We start from the raw sequence: 15,693 nt of genomic DNA on the forward strand, positions 1-15,693 counted from the left end.
CCCATGCCCCCGACCCTGACCAAACCCCTGGGACCCTCCTGGGTCAGTCGATTCAAGGAACAAAGCCTGGAGCGCGGCCGCCGCTACGCCCTGGAAAACCGCGTCAGAATCGTCCAGGCCGGCGACAGTACGATCACCGCCAGTTGCGAAGGCTCGGGGGGCAATGTTTACCGTCAGACCATTCGCTTGCGCGAGTCGGCCAAAGGCACCTTGCTGATGGTCGATGCCACCTGCACCTGCCCGGTCCGCACTAACTGCAAACACTGCGCAGCGGTATTGCTGCAGGTGCAGGAAACCCTGGCCTACCCGGCCGCCGCGAAAGATGCCGAACTGCTGGAAAAACTCCAGGCCGTCCTCGAAAACCGCAGCCCTGTCGTATTGCCACAGGTGGTGGTGGACAACGTACAGCCGGTTCCGCGATTGTGGCTGGCGAGCATCGAGTTCAGCGCTTTCGAACCGCGCAACGGCAAAATGCAGCGTTACATCCAGCATCGCGCCGCCCTGTCTTTCAGCTACCTGGATGAATACGTCAGCGGACAGAAGAATGCCGACATCCTGATTCGTCAGGAAAAGCAGACCCTGCGGATCAAACGCCAGCCCGAAGTGGAAAATACCTACCGCGAACAACTGCGAATCCTCGGTTTCAAGATCGCCACCCGCCAAAGCAAGGCACTCCCGGAAAGCGCCGGCGAACTGTTCGAGATGGTTAACGACAGCGCCTGGCTGACCTTCACCCTCAATGAGCTGCCCAAGCTACGCGAGCAAGGTTGGGAATTGCAGATCGATGAAGACTTCGGCTTCGATCTGACAGCCGTCGACGACTGGTACGCCACCGTCGAAGAGGCACCCGAGCGCGACTGGTTCGACCTTGAGCTGGGGATTATCGTCAATGGCGAACGCCTGAGCCTGCTGCCGATCCTGCTCAACCTGATGCGTTCGCACACCGAACTGCTCAACCCGGAACGCCTCGCCAGGCGGCGTGACGATGAGCTGATCCTGGTGAACATTCCCCACCGCCCCGGCTCCGATCACGGCCCGTTGCAGGTTGCCTTGCCGTTCGGCCGCTTGAAGCCGGTGCTGGCGACCCTCGGCGAGTTCTATCTGCAAGAACCCGGCACCACCACCCTGCGCTTGAGCAAGGCCGATGCGACGCGGCTCAACCCGCTGGATGATTTGCCGCTGCTCTGGGAAGGTGGCGAGCAGATCCGCACCTTCGCCCAGCGCCTGCGGGATATCAAAGACTTCACAACCACCGCCCCCGAAGGGCTGAACGCCACGCTGCGGCCTTATCAGCTGGAAGGCTTGAGCTGGATGCAGTCGCTGCGGCAACTGGAAGTCGGCGGGATCCTCGCCGACGACATGGGCCTGGGCAAGACCCTGCAAACCCTGGCTCATGTGCTGACCGAGAAGAATGCCGGCCGCCTGGACCGGCCGTGCATGGTGGTGATGCCGACCAGCCTGATCCCCAATTGGCTGGATGAGGCGGCGCACTTCACCCCGCAACTCAAGGTGCTGGCGTTGTACGGTGCCGGGCGCAAAAAATATTTCGCCGAGTTGACCGATTACGACCTGATCCTGACCACCTATGCGCTGCTGCCCAAGGATGTCGAGCGGCTCGCCGCCCTGCCCTTGCACGTGCTGGTCCTCGACGAAGCGCAATACATCAAGAACCCCAACAGCAAGGCGGCCCATGCCGCGCGCGAGCTCAATGCCCGGCAACGCCTGTGCTTGAGTGGTACGCCACTGGAAAACCACCTGGGCGAGCTCTGGTCGCTGTTTCACTTCCTGTTGCCCGGCTGGCTGGGCGACGTGAAAAGCTTCAATCGCGACTACCGCGTACCGATCGAAAAGCGCGCCAGCGAAGTGCGGCTGCAGCACCTCAATGGCCGGATCAAACCCTTTCTGCTGCGCCGGACCAAAGAACAGGTCGCCACCGAACTGCCGCCGAAAACCGAGATCATCCACTGGGTCGAACTCAACGAAGCGCAGCGTGACGTCTATGAAACCATGCGCCTGGCAATGGACAAGAAAGTCCGCGACGAGATCACCCGCAAAGGCGTGGCCCGCAGCCAGATCATCATTCTCGAAGCGCTGCTCAAGCTGCGTCAGGTCTGCTGTGATCTGCGCCTGGTCAACGATGCGCCACCGGCCCGCGGCAGTTCGTCCGGCAAACTCGACAGTCTGATGGAAATGCTCGAAGAGCTGTTCGAAGAGGGTCGCCGAATTCTGCTGTTCTCCCAGTTCACCTCGATGCTCGCGCTGATCGAAGTCGAATTGAAACGCCGTGGCGTCGCTTATGCCTTGTTGACCGGGCAAACCCGCGATCGTCGCACGCCGGTCAAAGAGTTCCAGAGCGGCAAGCTGCAGATCTTCCTGATCAGCCTGAAAGCCGGCGGCGTGGGCCTGAACCTGACCGAGGCCGACACGGTCATCCACTACGATCCGTGGTGGAACCCGGCCACCGAAAACCAGGCCACTGACCGCGCCTACCGCATCGGTCAGGAGAAGCCGGTATTCGTCTATAAGATGATTGCCCGCGGCACCGTCGAAGAGAAAATCCAGCACCTGCAGAAAGAAAAATCCGACCTGGCGGCAGGCGTGCTGGACGGACGCAAGACCGGCGACTGGAAGCTGCAGAGCGACGATATCGAAGCGTTATTTGCACCGCTGCCGAACAAGCTGGAAAAGCGCTGATAGAGCAGTGTTTGATACATCGCTATCGCGAGCAAGCCCGCTCCCACAGGTTCCGTGCCTAACTCTGGGTGTCCGGCTCACCCCTTCAAAGGCGCAAACAGGGCTTCAATATCACTCTGTTCAAGCTTCCAGCCACCACTCATACCGCCTTCCAGCACCCCGGCGGCCAGGGCGGCCTTTTCTTGTTGCAGCGCCTGTATTTTCTCTTCGACGGTGCCGCGGGCGATGAGTTTGTAGACGAACACCGGTTTATCCTGGCCGATCCTGTAGGCTCGATCAGTCGCCTGGTTTTCCACCGCCGGGTTCCACCACGGGTCGTAGTGAATCACCGTATCGGCAGCAGTCAGATTGAGGCCGGTTCCACCCGCCTTGAGGCTGATCAGGAACAGCGGAGTCTTGCCACTCTGGAAGTCTTTGACCGGTGTACGCCGATCCCGGGTTTCACCGGTCAGGATCGAGTAGCTGAGATTGCGCTGCTGCAACTCCTCTTCAATCAGCGCAAGCATTGAGGTGAATTGCGAGAACAGCAGGACCCGTCGGCCTTCACTGAGCAGTTCCTCAAGCATTTCCATCAGGCTACCCAGCTTGCCGCTGCCTGGACGCGCTGCCTTGGCCGTCGAGGCCGTCTTCACCAGGCGCAAATCGCAGCAGACCTGGCGCAACTTGAGCAACGCCTCGAGGATGATGATCTGACTACGCCCAACGCCATTGCGGGTAATTTCGTCACGGACTTTCTTGTCCATGGCGACGCGCACGGTTTCGTAGACATCCCGCTGCGTATCGCTCAGATCGACCCAATGCACGATTTCGGTCTTGGACGGCAGTTCGGTGGCCACCTGGTCTTTTTTGCGGCGCAGCAGGAACGGTTTTATCCGCGCGGTCAGGTGCTGCATGCGCTCGCGATTACCGTGCTTCTCGATGGGCGTGCGGTACTCGCGATTGAAGGTCTTGCTGTCACCGAGCCAGCCCGGCAGCAGGAAATGGAACAATGACCAGAGTTCACCCAGGTGATTTTCCAAAGGCGTCCCCGACAGACACAATCGTTGCCTGGCGCCCAACTGTCGCGCCGCCTGAGCCGCTTTGCTCAGCGGATTCTTGATATTCTGAGCTTCGTCGAGAATCAACAGGCTCCAGGTTTGAGGCTGTAATACCTCCAGGTCTCGTGGGAGCAGCGCATAAGTGGTCAAAATCAGGTCGTACTGCGCCAGGTCGGTAAAGTCTTTCTGACGGTTGGCCCCGTGAAGCGCCAGCACCTTGAGCTGTGGCGTAAAACGCGCAGCTTCGTCGAGCCAATTGGGAATGAGGCTGGTGGGCATGACCGCGAGAGCCGGGCTCGCGAGACGACCGGCCTGTTTCTCGCAGAGCAGGTGGGCCAGGGCTTGCAGGGTTTTACCCAGCCCCATGTCGTCGCCAAGGATCCCGCCGACTTCCAGCTCGCGCAGGGTCTGCATCCAGTTCAGGCCTTCGAGCTGATACTCCCGTAGCGTCGCATCAAGCCCCACCGGTGCCGGGACCTGGATGTGAGTCGACTCACGCAGGCGTTTGGCAAAAGCCCGCAAACGCTCGCCGCCCTGCCAGAGCATCGGCAAACCTTCCAGCTCACTCAACCGCGCTGCGTCGGGCGCACTCAACCGCAACGAAGTGCCATTGTGCTCACCCAGATACAACTCGCCCAGGGTAGCCATCAATGGCTTGATCCGGCCATAAGGTAGCGCGATCTTTGCCCCGGGCTTGCCGGCGGATTGCCCGCCATGGAGATCGGTCAGCAGGTACTCGTCATCCGCGCGCTGCGCAAGGTAATCCGGGTTCAATAGCTGCGGGCTGCTGCGCAACAGGTGCAGGATGATCGGCAACAAACTGTGACGCTCGCCATTGACCACGATACCCAGCTCGAGATCGAACCATTCACGCCCGGACGACTCTTCAATGTCAGCGTACCAATCCTCCACGGGGCGCAGATCAAACTGAAATCCCTTGGCGATCTCGATGTGCCAATTGGCCGCGCGCAGGGCCGGTATGCCGGTATGAACGAAATCGAACCAGGCCTGATCATCCGCCAAACCAAACATCTCGCCAGCGCTATCGGGCAACGCCTGACTTTTGCCCGTGGCTTTTTTCAAGCCGGTTTTCTGCAAGGTTTGAAGCAAGGCTTTTTCGGCAGCGGGCTTGCGCTGAATGCGCAGAGTTTCAGTGCCGGACAGCACCATGAGCGCTTTGGATTTCTTGTCCGTCACCAAGTGTCCGTCATAGCTGAACGTCAACGCCGCACGGTGTTCGAATTGCTGCTGCATACGCCGCGTTTCATGTACATAGCCCGTAAAACCGTGGCTGCCCAGGGTGAGATACGCCTGCGGCTCAAGATCATCGATCAGACGTTCGGTCAGTGTTTTCGGAGCGAGCGCCGCCTTGTTCAAAGCACTCAGGCGGTGACTGAACTGCAGCACCTGACGGGCCGGAATTTCCGGCGCAAGGGATAAATGACTGGCTAACTTATCGTCCAGCGGGTGCAGTACAACACCTAGTTCACCTCGGGTCCGATCCAGATAATGCAAAGGTTCCAGGGGCAATACTGCCTCCAGCGCCTGCCCGGCACTGAGCCATTGCGGACGATAATTGCCGTTGGCTTGTTCAGCCCAGATAAAGTCCGCTGGCCGTTGTGCGCCAACCGACAATGGCTGCGATTGTTCAAAATCGAGAAACAGCCGTGAAGTCTGCAGTGCCAGCTCGAGAATTTCCGCCCCGCCGCGCCCTTGCAAGGGATAACCACTGAGGAAGGAGTGGGAGCGACCCGCCACCATCAGCCTGGCGATTCGCAGATCCTGGTCGGACAGGTAACCCGGCTCGCGAGCCAGCGTATCCGCCATTGAGTACAACGGTTTTATGTCCCGTAGCGCGCCGTCCTTGAGCTGACGCGCTCTGTACACCTCCAGCACCCACTGGCCAAGGCTGCGGCTCACCTCGAGCTTGTACACGAGTCGGGTACCCGTGCCTTTGACGGGATCGGCTTCGCGGTCTTGATCGGCAATCTGCTGGAGCCATTGCTCAAGCTCACGATTGAGCCGGGCCTCGGCAGAGGCGTTCGGCGCTTGAACAGAGGTCTCTTGCAGGTGAAACATGACCGCCGCGCAATGCTTGCAATCGACCACGACCGGGCACGAACAGTAGCATTCGAGCAGGTATTCACCCACCGGATCGCCATTAATAAGAATGTGCTGCTCGTAGACATTCCCGGCCGAACCTCGGCAGGCTGCAAGAACGCCATCCCCGTCGACCCTGACAATCTCTACTCGCCGCTCCTGGGCATACTTGCGGCCGCGTTCGAGGGTGGACTGGCTGAATTCTTCAGCCCATGGAAGTTCGAAAATGTGCTGGAGATGGGTTGGCATGGATTCAGCGCTTATCGGGGATCAATTCAATCGGAAGTTGCACAACAGATTGGCTGCCCCGCACCGGAGCTCACAGACTAAACATTCGCCGCCAACACCCGCGCCAAGGTCGATTTGACCTTGCCCATGCCATCATGCAATGCCTGTTCGATTTCGGCCATGGTGATGACTGCGCTGGACTTGCCCGCGGCCGGATTCACCACCAGCGCCAGGCAGGCATAAGCCAGGTCCAGCTCGCGGGCCAACGCGGCTTCCGGCATGCCGGTCATGCCGACGATATCGCAACCGTCGCGCTCCAGTCGGGCGATCTCGGCCACGGTTTCCAGCCGCGGCCCCTGGGTGCAGGCATACACGCCCTGACTGCTGTAGGCGCAGCCTTCGGCGGCCAGGGCGGCAATCAGTTGCTCGCGCAGCGGTTCGCTGTAGGGGTAGCTGAAGTCGATGTGGGTGACCTGCTCCAGGTCATTGGCAAAGTAGGTGTGCTCGCGACCGCTGGTGTAGTCGATCAATTGGTGAGGCACGCAGAAATGCCCGGTGCCCATCGCCGCATGAATCCCGCCCACCGCATTGACCGCCAGAATCGCCTCGGCACCGGCCTGCTTCAGTGCCCAGAGATTGGCCCGGTAATTCACCTGATGCGGTGGAAACCGGTGCGGATGGCCATGGCGCGCCAGAAACAGCACTTCACGCCCGGCGTACTCACCGATCTGGATGTCCGCCGAAGGTGCGCCGTATGGCGTATCCAGCTGCAACGACTGGCGAATGCTCAAGCCATCGAGCTGAGTGAGACCGGTGCCACCGATAATCGCGTAAACCGTCATCGCAAAAAGTCCTTAATCAATCAGTTGGGCATCTTTGAGCGCACCAAGGGCCGCCAGCCAGCGTGGGTCCTGGCGGTACTCGGTACTGGCGCAGGCCTGGCCGCGCATCCGCGCAATTCGCGCCGACGGCTTGACCTTCAGGCGCTGGGCGGCGCTCAAGGCCAGCTCGGCCGCCGCGCGATCGTTACACACCAGGCCCATGTCGCAACCGGCCGACAGCGCCGCCTCGATTCGGCTGGCGGCATCGCCGACCACATGAGCGCCGGCCATCGACAGGTCGTCGCTGAAAATCACCCCGTCGAACTGCAGTTCGCCGCGCAGGATGTCCTGCAACCAACGTCGCGAGAACCCGGCAGGCTGGGAGTCGACCTGCGGGTAGATGACGTGGGCCGGCATTACCGCCGCCAGTTGCTTGCTCAAGCGGGCAAAGGGCACCAGGTCATGGGTGCGAATCTCTTCGAGGCTACGCTCGTCGGTCGGGATCGCCACATGGGAATCGGCCTCTGCCCAGCCATGGCCGGGGAAGTGCTTGCCGGTGGCGGCCATGCCGGCGCTGTTCATGCCGCGAATGAACGCCCCCGCCAACAGCGCGGCACGCTCCGGATCGCCTTCGAAGGAACGACTGCCGACCACCGCGCTGCGCTGATAGTCCAGATCCAGCACCGGGGCAAAACTCAGGTCCAGGCCGACAGCCAGCACTTCAGTCGCCATGATCCAGCCACACTGCTCGGCCAGCAGCTCGGCATTCGGGTTATCGGCAATCGCCCGCATCGCCGGCAAACGCACGAAACCCTGGCGCAGTCGTTGCACCCGACCGCCCTCCTGGTCCACCGCCAGCAGCAGGTCCGGGCGTACTGCGCGGATCGATGCGCTGAGCTCACGCACCTGCCGCGGGTGCTCGATATTGCGCGCAAAAATGATCAGGCCGCCCACTTCGGGCTGACGCAAAAACTGGCGATCTTCAGCCGTCAGCCAGGTACCGGCGACGTCCACCATCAAGGAGCCTTGCAGGCCAGAAGTCATGGAAAATCCTTAATAACGGCAAGCGCGCGGCACATCAACGATGGCCCAGGCGCAGGCGCGCGACCGGATCGGCACAGGCAATGCCCGGCAAAACAGGGTCGGCGAAGGGGATAGGGAGCGGAGCTAAAACTGCTGTCGGCATGGGCGGCTAGCTTAACGGATGTCAGCCGCCGCGCCCACCCGTGCGCGGTTAAACCTTGGCGACCGAAGGGCTCGACTTGCTGCGCGGCCGTAGTTGGGCGCTGGCCATCTTGTCATCGGTAACGCCGGTTTCGGCGCGCATGCCGGCGGCCAGAAACGGCACCATCAAGCGCATCACCTGCTCGATCGAGGTATTGACCCCGAAATCAGTCTCGGCGATCGCCCGCAAGGCCTTGATGCCCGACATGCTGAACGCCGCCGCCCCCAGCATGAAATGCACACGCCAGAACAGTTCGATCGGAGGAATGCGCGGCGCGGCATCGTTGACCAGCATCATGTAGCGGCGGAACACCTTGCCGTACATGTCTTCCAGATAACGACGCAAGTGCCCCTGGCTCTGACTGAAGGCCAGACCGAGCAGACGCATGAAGATAGAGAGGTCGTTGCCGCTGCGCGGTTGCACCACCAGCGCCTGTTCGACGAGGATTTCCAACAGCTCTTCGAGGCTTGGCTTGTTGTCCGGCCGGGCCTGGCGCCGCTCGAGCTCGCGATCGAGGCTGATACAGAAAGGCCCGAGGAACCGTGAGAACACCGCCTGGATCAGGGCTTTTTTCGAGCCGAAATGATAGTTCACCGCCGCCAGGTTGACCCCGGCCTTGCTGGTGATCAGCCGCAATGAGGTTTCGGCAAACCCTTTTTCCGCGAACAACTGCTCGGCAGCATCAAGAATACGTTCAACGGTTTCCGACTGGGCCATGGCTACTCCGCCTGACAAACACTTGTTTGAAACATACGTTTCAGACTTTGCATTGTCAAGTCTGACTGTCCGTATTCCGGCCGCTCAGTCACCTATTTAATCACACCCGACTGACTCTGTAGTCAGTCCTGTGCCGCAATAGTCGATCCATTGCGACCCGACCGTCCAGCGGACTGAATAAAAAGGAGGATTGCCAAGCGCCATCTACTGTATATAATCCCAGTCACTGTATAAAAAGACAGAGCGATCGACATGCTAAAACTGACGCCACGCCAAGCTGAGATTCTGGCTTTCATCAAACGCTGCCTCGACGACAATGGCTACCCGCCTACACGTGCGGAAATCGCTCAGGAACTGGGTTTCAAATCCCCCAACGCCGCTGAAGAACACCTCAAGGCGCTGGCCCGCAAGGGCGCGATCGAGATGACCCCCGGCGCTTCCCGCGGGATTCGCATTCCCGGCTTTGAAGCCAAGACCGACGAATCCAGCCTGCCGATCATTGGCCGGGTGGCTGCCGGTGCACCGATTCTCGCCCAGCAGCACATCGAAGAGTCCTGCAACATCAATCCGACCTTCTTCCATCCGCGCGCCGACTACCTGCTGCGCGTACATGGCATGAGCATGAAGGACATTGGTATTTTCGACGGCGACCTGCTCGCCGTGCATACCACACGCGAAGCCCGCAACGGCCAGATCGTGGTCGCACGGATTGGCGACGAAGTCACCGTCAAGCGCTTCAAGCGTGAAGGCAGCAAAGTCTGGCTGATGGCCGAAAATCCCGAGTTCGCCCCCATCGAAGTGAACCTGAAAGATCAGGATCTGGTGATCGAAGGCTTGAGTGTCGGCGTCATTCGCCGCTAAAGGAGGCTTTATGCAGTTCCCACACCCACAGCAAGCACAACTGTCACTGTTCGAGGTCTTCATGGCCCAGCCACTCGCGCCGATCCTCAAGGATGTGGTCGAGTCGCCATGGGGCACCGCGCCCGAAGCGTTCAGTGAACTGTCGCTACGCGGTGCGGCCGGGAACTGCCTGAGCCTGTTGGCACCGATTCTCAGAGAGCTGAGTCAGGACCAGGACGCGCGCTGGCTGACGCTGATCGCCCCACCCTCTAGCCTGACCCAGACCTGGTTGCGGGATGCAGGGTTGAACCGCGAGCGGATTCTGCTGCTGCAACCCCGAGGCGCGCAAAGCGCTCAGCAACTGACCTGCGAGGCGCTGCGCCTGGGGCGTAGCCACACCGTGGTCAGCTGGCTCAACCCGCTGAACTCCAGCGCGCGGCAACAGTTGATCAGCGCCGCCCGTACAGGGGACGCACAAAGTCTGAATATTCGTTTGGGCTGATCGTAAAGGCTACAACGACAGCTGGATAACGCGGGGCTTCTCGAGAACAGAGAAGCCGATTTGCGGCGACGAACTACACAGGGAAACCGACAAACGGACTCAGTGAAGCACCCGTGACCCTTCGTCTTTCTCAAATTCGCCTTCAACCAGACGTCCAGCCATCTGCACGCCTACGCTCAACATGGCCTTGGCCACTTCCACGTGCTGACCTTGCAGAAACGCTTTGGCATCTTTGGAAAAGTCCAAAGTCACCAGAGAACCCTCGTCCTCAGCCCTGCGCAGCTCGATACGGCCGTCAGGCAACTCAACAATTTCTAGAAAGGACGCTGGCATAAAAGTCTGATCTCCACGAAAGGCGGGTATTGTAGCAGCTGTCGAGCCTGCGAGGCTGCGTTCGGCTGCGAAGCAGTCGTAAATCCTGCTTCAACGGTTTTTCTGGAATACCGCAGAGTCCGATTTTACGACTGCTGCGTCCGATCGCGGCCCGAACCGAACGCAGCCTCGCAGGCTCGGCAGCTGCTACAACCGAAACAACCTCTCAACTCTCGTTAAGCCCGTCGCGAAACCGAATGGCCAGCCCTTTCAGGTTCTGCCGCCAGCTTTCCAGCTCCTCGCGACTCAACTCTGGCTCCACTTCCTCATCGAGATTGACCGCAACGATCAACGGCTGAGTGACATCGCCCTTGGGTTTATGCGGTGCTCGTGGTGGCTGAAACAGCGCAGCATGGGCCGCCAGCAGCTTTGCCAGCCAGGTTTCACGGTTCTGCGCCAGCTCCACCAGCTCGGCCAACTCGGGGATTGCCAGGGTCTCGAGCACTTCGCGAGTCAGCAGCATTTCTGCCCGTGGCGCATTAGCCTGGGGCAAACGGTAATAACCAGCGATTTCATGGCACAGCCCAAGCACCGCACCGTACAGATGAAACAACACCGCTTCACGCCCTGCCTGAACCAGCGCCTGAGCGTTGATCGCCCGCCCCTCTTCAGCCTTGGCCAACGCCTCGAGCGCCAGACCGGCGAAGTAAATTTTCTGGTTGGTACGGGTATAGAGCTCGTGGGCCATGACGGCAGTCTCCACTACGAATAAAAAGCTGCATGCTGGCCGGACAGTGTCGTGGTCACTGCGGCCAACTGCAAGCGCAAAAAGCAAAAGGCCGCGTGACAACCCGAGGGTTTTCACGCGGCCTTTGTGGCCTATCAGTGAACGCGGTTCTTCAGCCTGGTGACATTTGTGGCGAGGGGGCTTGCCCCCTCGCCACAGGTTCGCGCGCGACCTCTGCGATCAGCGCTTGTCTTCGACCGTCCACTTGCCGCCGTCGTAGAACGCGCGCCAGCCGGTAGGCTTGCCTTCGACTTCGGTCTGGACGTACTGCTCCTTGGTCTTGCGGCTGTAGCGGATGACCGCGGGACGGCCGTCCGGATCTTTCTTCGGTGCTTCACACAGGAAGTGATACTTCGGATCGATCTCATCCTTGTGCGGCACGATCTCCATCACTAGCGGCGCACGGGTCTCGCGGTTTTTCGGGAACTGGCTGGCGGCCAGGAACAGTCCGGAAGCACCGTCACGCAGGATGTAGGTGTCGTTGACCTTCTCGCACTTGAGTTCCGGCATCTTCACCGGATCCATCTTCGGCGGCGCCGCGTCACCGCTTTTCAGCAGTTTGCGGGTGTTCTTGCACTCTGCATTGGTGCAACCGAAGAACTTGCCGAAACGGCCAGTCTTGAGCTGCATCTCGCTGCCGCACTTGTCGCATTCCAGGCTCGGACCTTCGTAGCCCTTGATCCGGTAGGTGCCCTCTTCGACTTCGAAACCGACGCAATCCGGGTTGTTACCGCAGATGTGCAGTTTGCGTTTCTCGTCGAGCAGGTAGGCGTCCATCGCCGTGCTGCAGATCGGGCAACGATGCTTGCCACGCAGTACCAGCGACTCCGACTCACCCTCGTCGTCCGCAGCAATTTCATCGCCCGGCACCAGGTTGACGGTGGCCTTGCAACGCTCTTTCGGCGGCAGGCTGTAACCCGAGCAGCCGAGGAACACGCCGGTGGAGGCCGTACGAATCTGCATCGGCCGGCCGCACTGGACGCACGGAATGTCGGTCATCACCGGTTCGTTGGCACGCATGCCGTGCTCGGCGCCCTCAGCCACTTCGAGTTTCTTCTTGAAGTCGTCGTAGAACTCGTCGAGCACGTTTTTCCAGTCGCGTTCGCCCTGGGCGACGTCATCGAGGTTCTCTTCCATGCCGGCGGTGAAGCCGTAGTCCATCAGGTTGGAGAAGCTCTCGGACAAGCGCTCGGTCACGATATCGCCCATCTTTTCCGAATAGAAACGACGGTTGTGCAGCGCGACGTAACCACGATCCTGAATGGTCGAAATGATCGCTGCATAGGTCGAAGGACGACCGATACCGCGTTTTTCCATTTCCTTGACCAGGCTCGCTTCGGAGTAACGTGCAGGCGGTTTGGTGAAGTGCTGGCTCGGGTCGAGCTTGATCAGCTTCATCGCGTCGCCCTGAGCCATGTCCGGCAACACATCGTCGTCGCCAGGCTTGGTCATTTGCGGCATGACGCGGGTGTAGCCGTCGAACTTGAGGATGCGGCCCTTGGCACGCAGCTCGAAGGTCCCGGCGGCGACGGTGACAGTGGTCGACAAGTATTGCGCCGGCAGCATCTGGCAAGCGACGAACTGGCGCCAGATCAGCTCGTAGAGCCGCTCAGCGTCACGTTCCATGCCCACCAGCTTGCTTGGGTCGGTATTCACGTCAGAAGGACGAATCGCTTCGTGAGCCTCTTGCGCGCCTTCCTTGCTGCTGTAGACGTTCGGCGCGGCCGGCAGGTATTTGCTGCCGAATTCGCCTTCAATATAGGTACGCGCCATTTCCACGGCATCGGCCGAGAGATTGGTCGAGTCGGTACGCATATAAGTGATGTAGCCCGCTTCGTACAAACGCTGAGCCATCATCATGGTTTTCTTCACCCCGAAGCCCAGGCGGTTGCTACCGGCCTGTTGCAGGGTGGAAGTGATGAACGGAGCCGACGGCTTGCTGCTGGTCGGTTTGTCTTCACGCTTGGCAATGGTGTAACTGGAAGCCTTGAGCTTTTCCAGTGCCGCCATGGCGTGGGTTTCGTTGAGCGGCTTGAACGCCTCGCCGTTTTCACGGGCCACTTCAAAACGCACATTGGCGCCCTTGGCGGTACCGAGGTCGGCATGCACTTCCCAGTACTCTTCCGGGTTGAACGCACGGATCTCGCGCTCACGCTCGACCACCAGCTTCACGGCAACCGATTGCACGCGGCCGGCGGACAGGCCACGGGCGATTTTGGACCACAGCAGCGGCGAGACCATGTAACCGACCACGCGATCGAGGAAACGGCGGGCCTGTTGCGCATTGACCCGATCGATGTCCAGCTCGCCTGGCTTGGAGAAGGCTTCCTGAATCGCCTTCTTGGTGATTTCGTTGAACACCACGCGCTTGTAGCGGCTGTCGTCACCACCGATGGCTTCGCGCAGGTGCCAGGCAATGGCTTCCCCCTCGCGATCCAAGTCGGTTGCGAGATAGATGGTGTCAGCATCCTTGGCGAGCCGGCGCAGCTCTTCGATGACCTTTTCCTTGCCCGGGAGGATCTCGTACTTGGCTTTCCAGCCATGATCGGGATCGACACCCATACGCGAGACCAGCTGCTTGCGCGCTTTCTCTTTCGGCGTGAGCACCGGACCTTCACCCGCGGCGGCCTTGCCACGCTTGGCGGCAGGCTCTTTGCTGGCGCTAGCCGAACCGCTGGTGGGCAGGTCTCGGATATGGCCGATACTCGACTTCACCACGTATTGGTTGCCCAGATACTTGTTGATGGTCTTGGCCTTAGCCGGGGATTCCACAATGACCAGCGATTTGCCCATGGATCAGAAAATTCCTGAATTCTAGAAGTGAAAGGCGGTTGGCGCCTGACGCGGCACCGCTATATATAGTGGCAACAAGGTGAGGTCAAGCGCAGGGTTTTGCGCGCACTCAACTTATGGCTTCGAAAAAAGGCTCGGTTCGGCTTGCACCAAAGCAAAGCGTGGCACCTGTTCGCCGTCAACTTCGACCGACTCCAGGAACATGCTCAAGGGACGCACCCAAAAGCCGTAATCGCCATACAGTGCTTGGTAGAACACCACTTCTTCTTCGGTTTCGGAATGCCGCGCGACACTGAAAACGCGGTACTGCGGCCCCTTGTAATGCTGATAGAGCCCGGGTTCGACTTTCATGTGCTGGCCCTCTACAAATCCGTTAAAAATCGCTTGAAAATAAAATCGTAAAAAAATCCGCAAAAACAAAAACCGGGGCACATGGCCCCGGCTTCCATCAACGAAACGTTTAAACGCGTTCGAAGACGGTGGCAATGCCCTGGCCGAGGCCAATGCACATGGTAGCTACCCCAAAGGTGCCGCCATTTTGCTTCATCACATTGAGCAAGGTGCCGGAAATACGCGCACCGGAACAACCAAATGGATGGCCCAGAGCGATTGCGCCGCCGTGCAGGTTAACCTTCTCGTTCATCTTGTCGAGCACTTTCAAATCTTTCAGCACTGGCAGGGCCTGTGCGGCGAAAGCTTCGTTGAGCTCGAAGAAGTCGATATCAGCAATACCCAGACCGGCGCGCTTCAGTGCTTTCTGTGTCGCCGGTACTGGACCATAGCCCATGATTGCCGGGTCTACACCGGCCACTGCCATCGAGCGGATAACCGCCAGCGGCTGGATGCCCAGGTCCTGTGCACGCTGCGCCGACATCACGATCATGCACGAAGCACCGTCGGTGATCTGCGAGGAAGTCCCCGCCGTTACGGTGCCACCCTTTGGATTGAACGCAGGCTTCAAGGCCGCGAGACTTTCCAGGGTAGTTTCCGGACGGATGGTTTCGTCGAAGTCGAACAATTTCAGGAAACCGTTCTCGTCGTAACCCTGCATCGGGATGATTTCGTCCTTGAACTTGCCTTCCAGCGTCGCCTTGTGAGCGAGCTGGTGGGAACGCACGCCAAAGGCATCCTGCGCTTCACGGCTGATGCCGTGCATCTTGCCGAGCATTTCCGCGGTCAGACCCATCATGCCCGAGGCTTTCGCCGCGTACAGCGACATGTGCGGGTTCGGATCGACACCGTGCATCATGCTCACGTGGCCCATATGCTCGACGCCGCCGACGACGAACACGTCACCGTTGCCGGTCATGATCGCTTGCGCGGCAGTGTGCAAAGCACTCATCGACGAGCCACACAGGCGGCTGACGGTCTGGCCGGCAGCGGTGTGCGGGATCTGCGTCATCAGGGACGCCATGCGGGCGATGTTCCAGCCCTGCTCCAGGGTCTGGTTGACGCAGCCCCAGATCACGTCTTCGACTTCGGCCGGATCGACCTTGACGTTACGTTCCAGCAATTTGCTGATCAGGTGCGCCGACATATCTTCGGCGCGGGTGTTGCGGTGCATGCCGCCCTTGGAGCGGCCCATCGGAGTACGACCGAAGTCGACAATCACGACGTCTCTTGGATTCAAGCTCATA

Annotated in this window: 12 protein-coding genes; 3 read left to right on the forward strand and 9 right to left on the reverse strand. The window is 59.9% G+C overall.

All coding sequences use genetic code 11. From position 1 onward, the window contains the following. Nucleotides 1-3 precede the first annotated feature (3 nt). Nucleotides 4-2,694 (forward strand): DEAD/DEAH box helicase, encoded by a 2,691-nt coding sequence (locus tag F8N85_RS17230; protein WP_150804757.1) that lies wholly within the window; start codon nt 4-6, stop codon nt 2,692-2,694. Nucleotides 2,695-2,771: 77 nt separating this feature from the next. On the opposite strand, the gene F8N85_RS17235 is transcribed toward F8N85_RS17230, so the two are convergent. From F8N85_RS17235 to F8N85_RS17250, 4 genes are all read right to left on the reverse strand, one after another. Next, nucleotides 2,772-6,080 (reverse strand): DEAD/DEAH box helicase, encoded by a 3,309-nt coding sequence (locus tag F8N85_RS17235; RefSeq protein ID WP_150804758.1) that lies wholly within the window; start codon nt 6,078-6,080, stop codon nt 2,772-2,774. A gap of 77 nt (nt 6,081-6,157) precedes the next feature. Then, the gene (locus F8N85_RS17240; RefSeq protein ID WP_150804759.1) at nt 6,158-6,901 is read right to left on the reverse strand and encodes an S-methyl-5'-thioinosine phosphorylase; all 744 of its coding nucleotides are present in this window, start codon (nt 6,899-6,901) and stop codon (nt 6,158-6,160) included. Nucleotides 6,902-6,913: 12 nt separating this feature from the next. After that, nucleotides 6,914-7,912: a beta-N-acetylhexosaminidase gene (gene nagZ / locus F8N85_RS17245; protein ID WP_191636201.1), complete on the reverse strand. Its 999-nt coding sequence runs from the start codon at nt 7,910-7,912 to the stop codon at nt 6,914-6,916. Between the two features lie 202 nt (nt 7,913-8,114). Further along, on the reverse strand, nt 8,115-8,822 hold the full coding sequence (locus tag F8N85_RS17250) for a TetR/AcrR family transcriptional regulator (protein WP_150804761.1): 708 nt from the start codon (nt 8,820-8,822) through the stop codon (nt 8,115-8,117). A 252-nt stretch (nt 8,823-9,074) separates the two neighbouring features. On the opposite strand from F8N85_RS17250, the gene lexA reads away from it, so the two are divergent. After that, a complete protein-coding gene (lexA, locus tag F8N85_RS17255) occupies nt 9,075-9,683 on the forward strand; it encodes a transcriptional repressor LexA (protein WP_150804762.1) in 609 nt (202 codons plus the stop codon). Nucleotides 9,684-9,693: 10 nt separating this feature from the next. Further along, nucleotides 9,694-10,164 (forward strand): SOS-induced cell division inhibitor SulA, encoded by a 471-nt coding sequence (gene sulA, locus F8N85_RS17260; protein WP_150804763.1) that lies wholly within the window; start codon nt 9,694-9,696, stop codon nt 10,162-10,164. 99 nt (nt 10,165-10,263) lie between these two features. Here the strand turns inward: sulA and F8N85_RS17265 are convergent, their stop codons facing one another. The 5 genes from F8N85_RS17265 to fadA form a co-directional block, all read right to left on the reverse strand. Then, entirely contained in the window at nt 10,264-10,497 is a 234-nt protein-coding gene (locus F8N85_RS17265) for a hypothetical protein (RefSeq protein WP_150804764.1), read from the reverse strand. A 205-nt stretch (nt 10,498-10,702) separates the two neighbouring features. Continuing rightward, the gene (locus F8N85_RS17270; protein WP_150804765.1) at nt 10,703-11,224 is read right to left on the reverse strand and encodes a DUF6586 family protein; all 522 of its coding nucleotides are present in this window, start codon (nt 11,222-11,224) and stop codon (nt 10,703-10,705) included. Between the two features lie 219 nt (nt 11,225-11,443). Then, nucleotides 11,444-14,056 (reverse strand): type I DNA topoisomerase, encoded by a 2,613-nt coding sequence (topA, locus tag F8N85_RS17275; protein WP_150804766.1) that lies wholly within the window; start codon nt 14,054-14,056, stop codon nt 11,444-11,446. Nucleotides 14,057-14,170: 114 nt separating this feature from the next. Further along, a complete protein-coding gene (locus F8N85_RS17280) occupies nt 14,171-14,407 on the reverse strand; it encodes a DUF1653 domain-containing protein (RefSeq protein WP_150804767.1) in 237 nt (78 codons plus the stop codon). Nucleotides 14,408-14,516: 109 nt separating this feature from the next. Then, on the reverse strand, nt 14,517-15,692 hold the full coding sequence (gene fadA / locus F8N85_RS17285) for an acetyl-CoA C-acyltransferase FadA (protein WP_150804768.1): 1,176 nt from the start codon (nt 15,690-15,692) through the stop codon (nt 14,517-14,519). Nucleotide 15,693: the final 1 nt, after the last annotated feature.

Origin of the sequence: Pseudomonas fluorescens (assembly GCF_902497875.1) — a bacterium.
Classification (GTDB): Bacteria; Pseudomonadota; Gammaproteobacteria; order Pseudomonadales; family Pseudomonadaceae; genus Aquipseudomonas; species Aquipseudomonas fluorescens_BR.

Bases quoted from the DNA above. Each gene is read 5' to 3' on its own strand.
- F8N85_RS17265 (WP_150804764.1), bottom strand. From the start codon at position 10,497: ATGCCAGCGTCCTTTCTAGAAATTGTTGAGTTGCCTGACGGCCGTATC.
- fadA (WP_150804768.1), bottom strand. From the start codon at position 15,692: ATGAGCTTGAATCCAAGAGACGTCGTGATTGTCGACTTCGGTCGTACT.
- topA (WP_150804766.1), bottom strand. From the start codon at position 14,056: ATGGGCAAATCGCTGGTCATTGTGGAATCCCCGGCTAAGGCCAAGACC.
- sulA (WP_150804763.1), top strand. From the start codon at position 9,694: ATGCAGTTCCCACACCCACAGCAAGCACAACTGTCACTGTTCGAGGTC.
- F8N85_RS17230 (WP_150804757.1), top strand. From the start codon at position 4: ATGCCCCCGACCCTGACCAAACCCCTGGGACCCTCCTGGGTCAGTCGA.
- F8N85_RS17280 (WP_150804767.1), bottom strand. From the start codon at position 14,407: ATGAAAGTCGAACCCGGGCTCTATCAGCATTACAAGGGGCCGCAGTAC.
- F8N85_RS17250 (WP_150804761.1), bottom strand. From the start codon at position 8,822: ATGGCCCAGTCGGAAACCGTTGAACGTATTCTTGATGCTGCCGAGCAG.
- lexA (WP_150804762.1), top strand. From the start codon at position 9,075: ATGCTAAAACTGACGCCACGCCAAGCTGAGATTCTGGCTTTCATCAAA.
- F8N85_RS17240 (WP_150804759.1), bottom strand. From the start codon at position 6,901: ATGACGGTTTACGCGATTATCGGTGGCACCGGTCTCACTCAGCTCGAT.
- F8N85_RS17235 (WP_150804758.1), bottom strand. From the start codon at position 6,080: ATGCCAACCCATCTCCAGCACATTTTCGAACTTCCATGGGCTGAAGAA.
- F8N85_RS17270 (WP_150804765.1), bottom strand. From the start codon at position 11,224: ATGGCCCACGAGCTCTATACCCGTACCAACCAGAAAATTTACTTCGCC.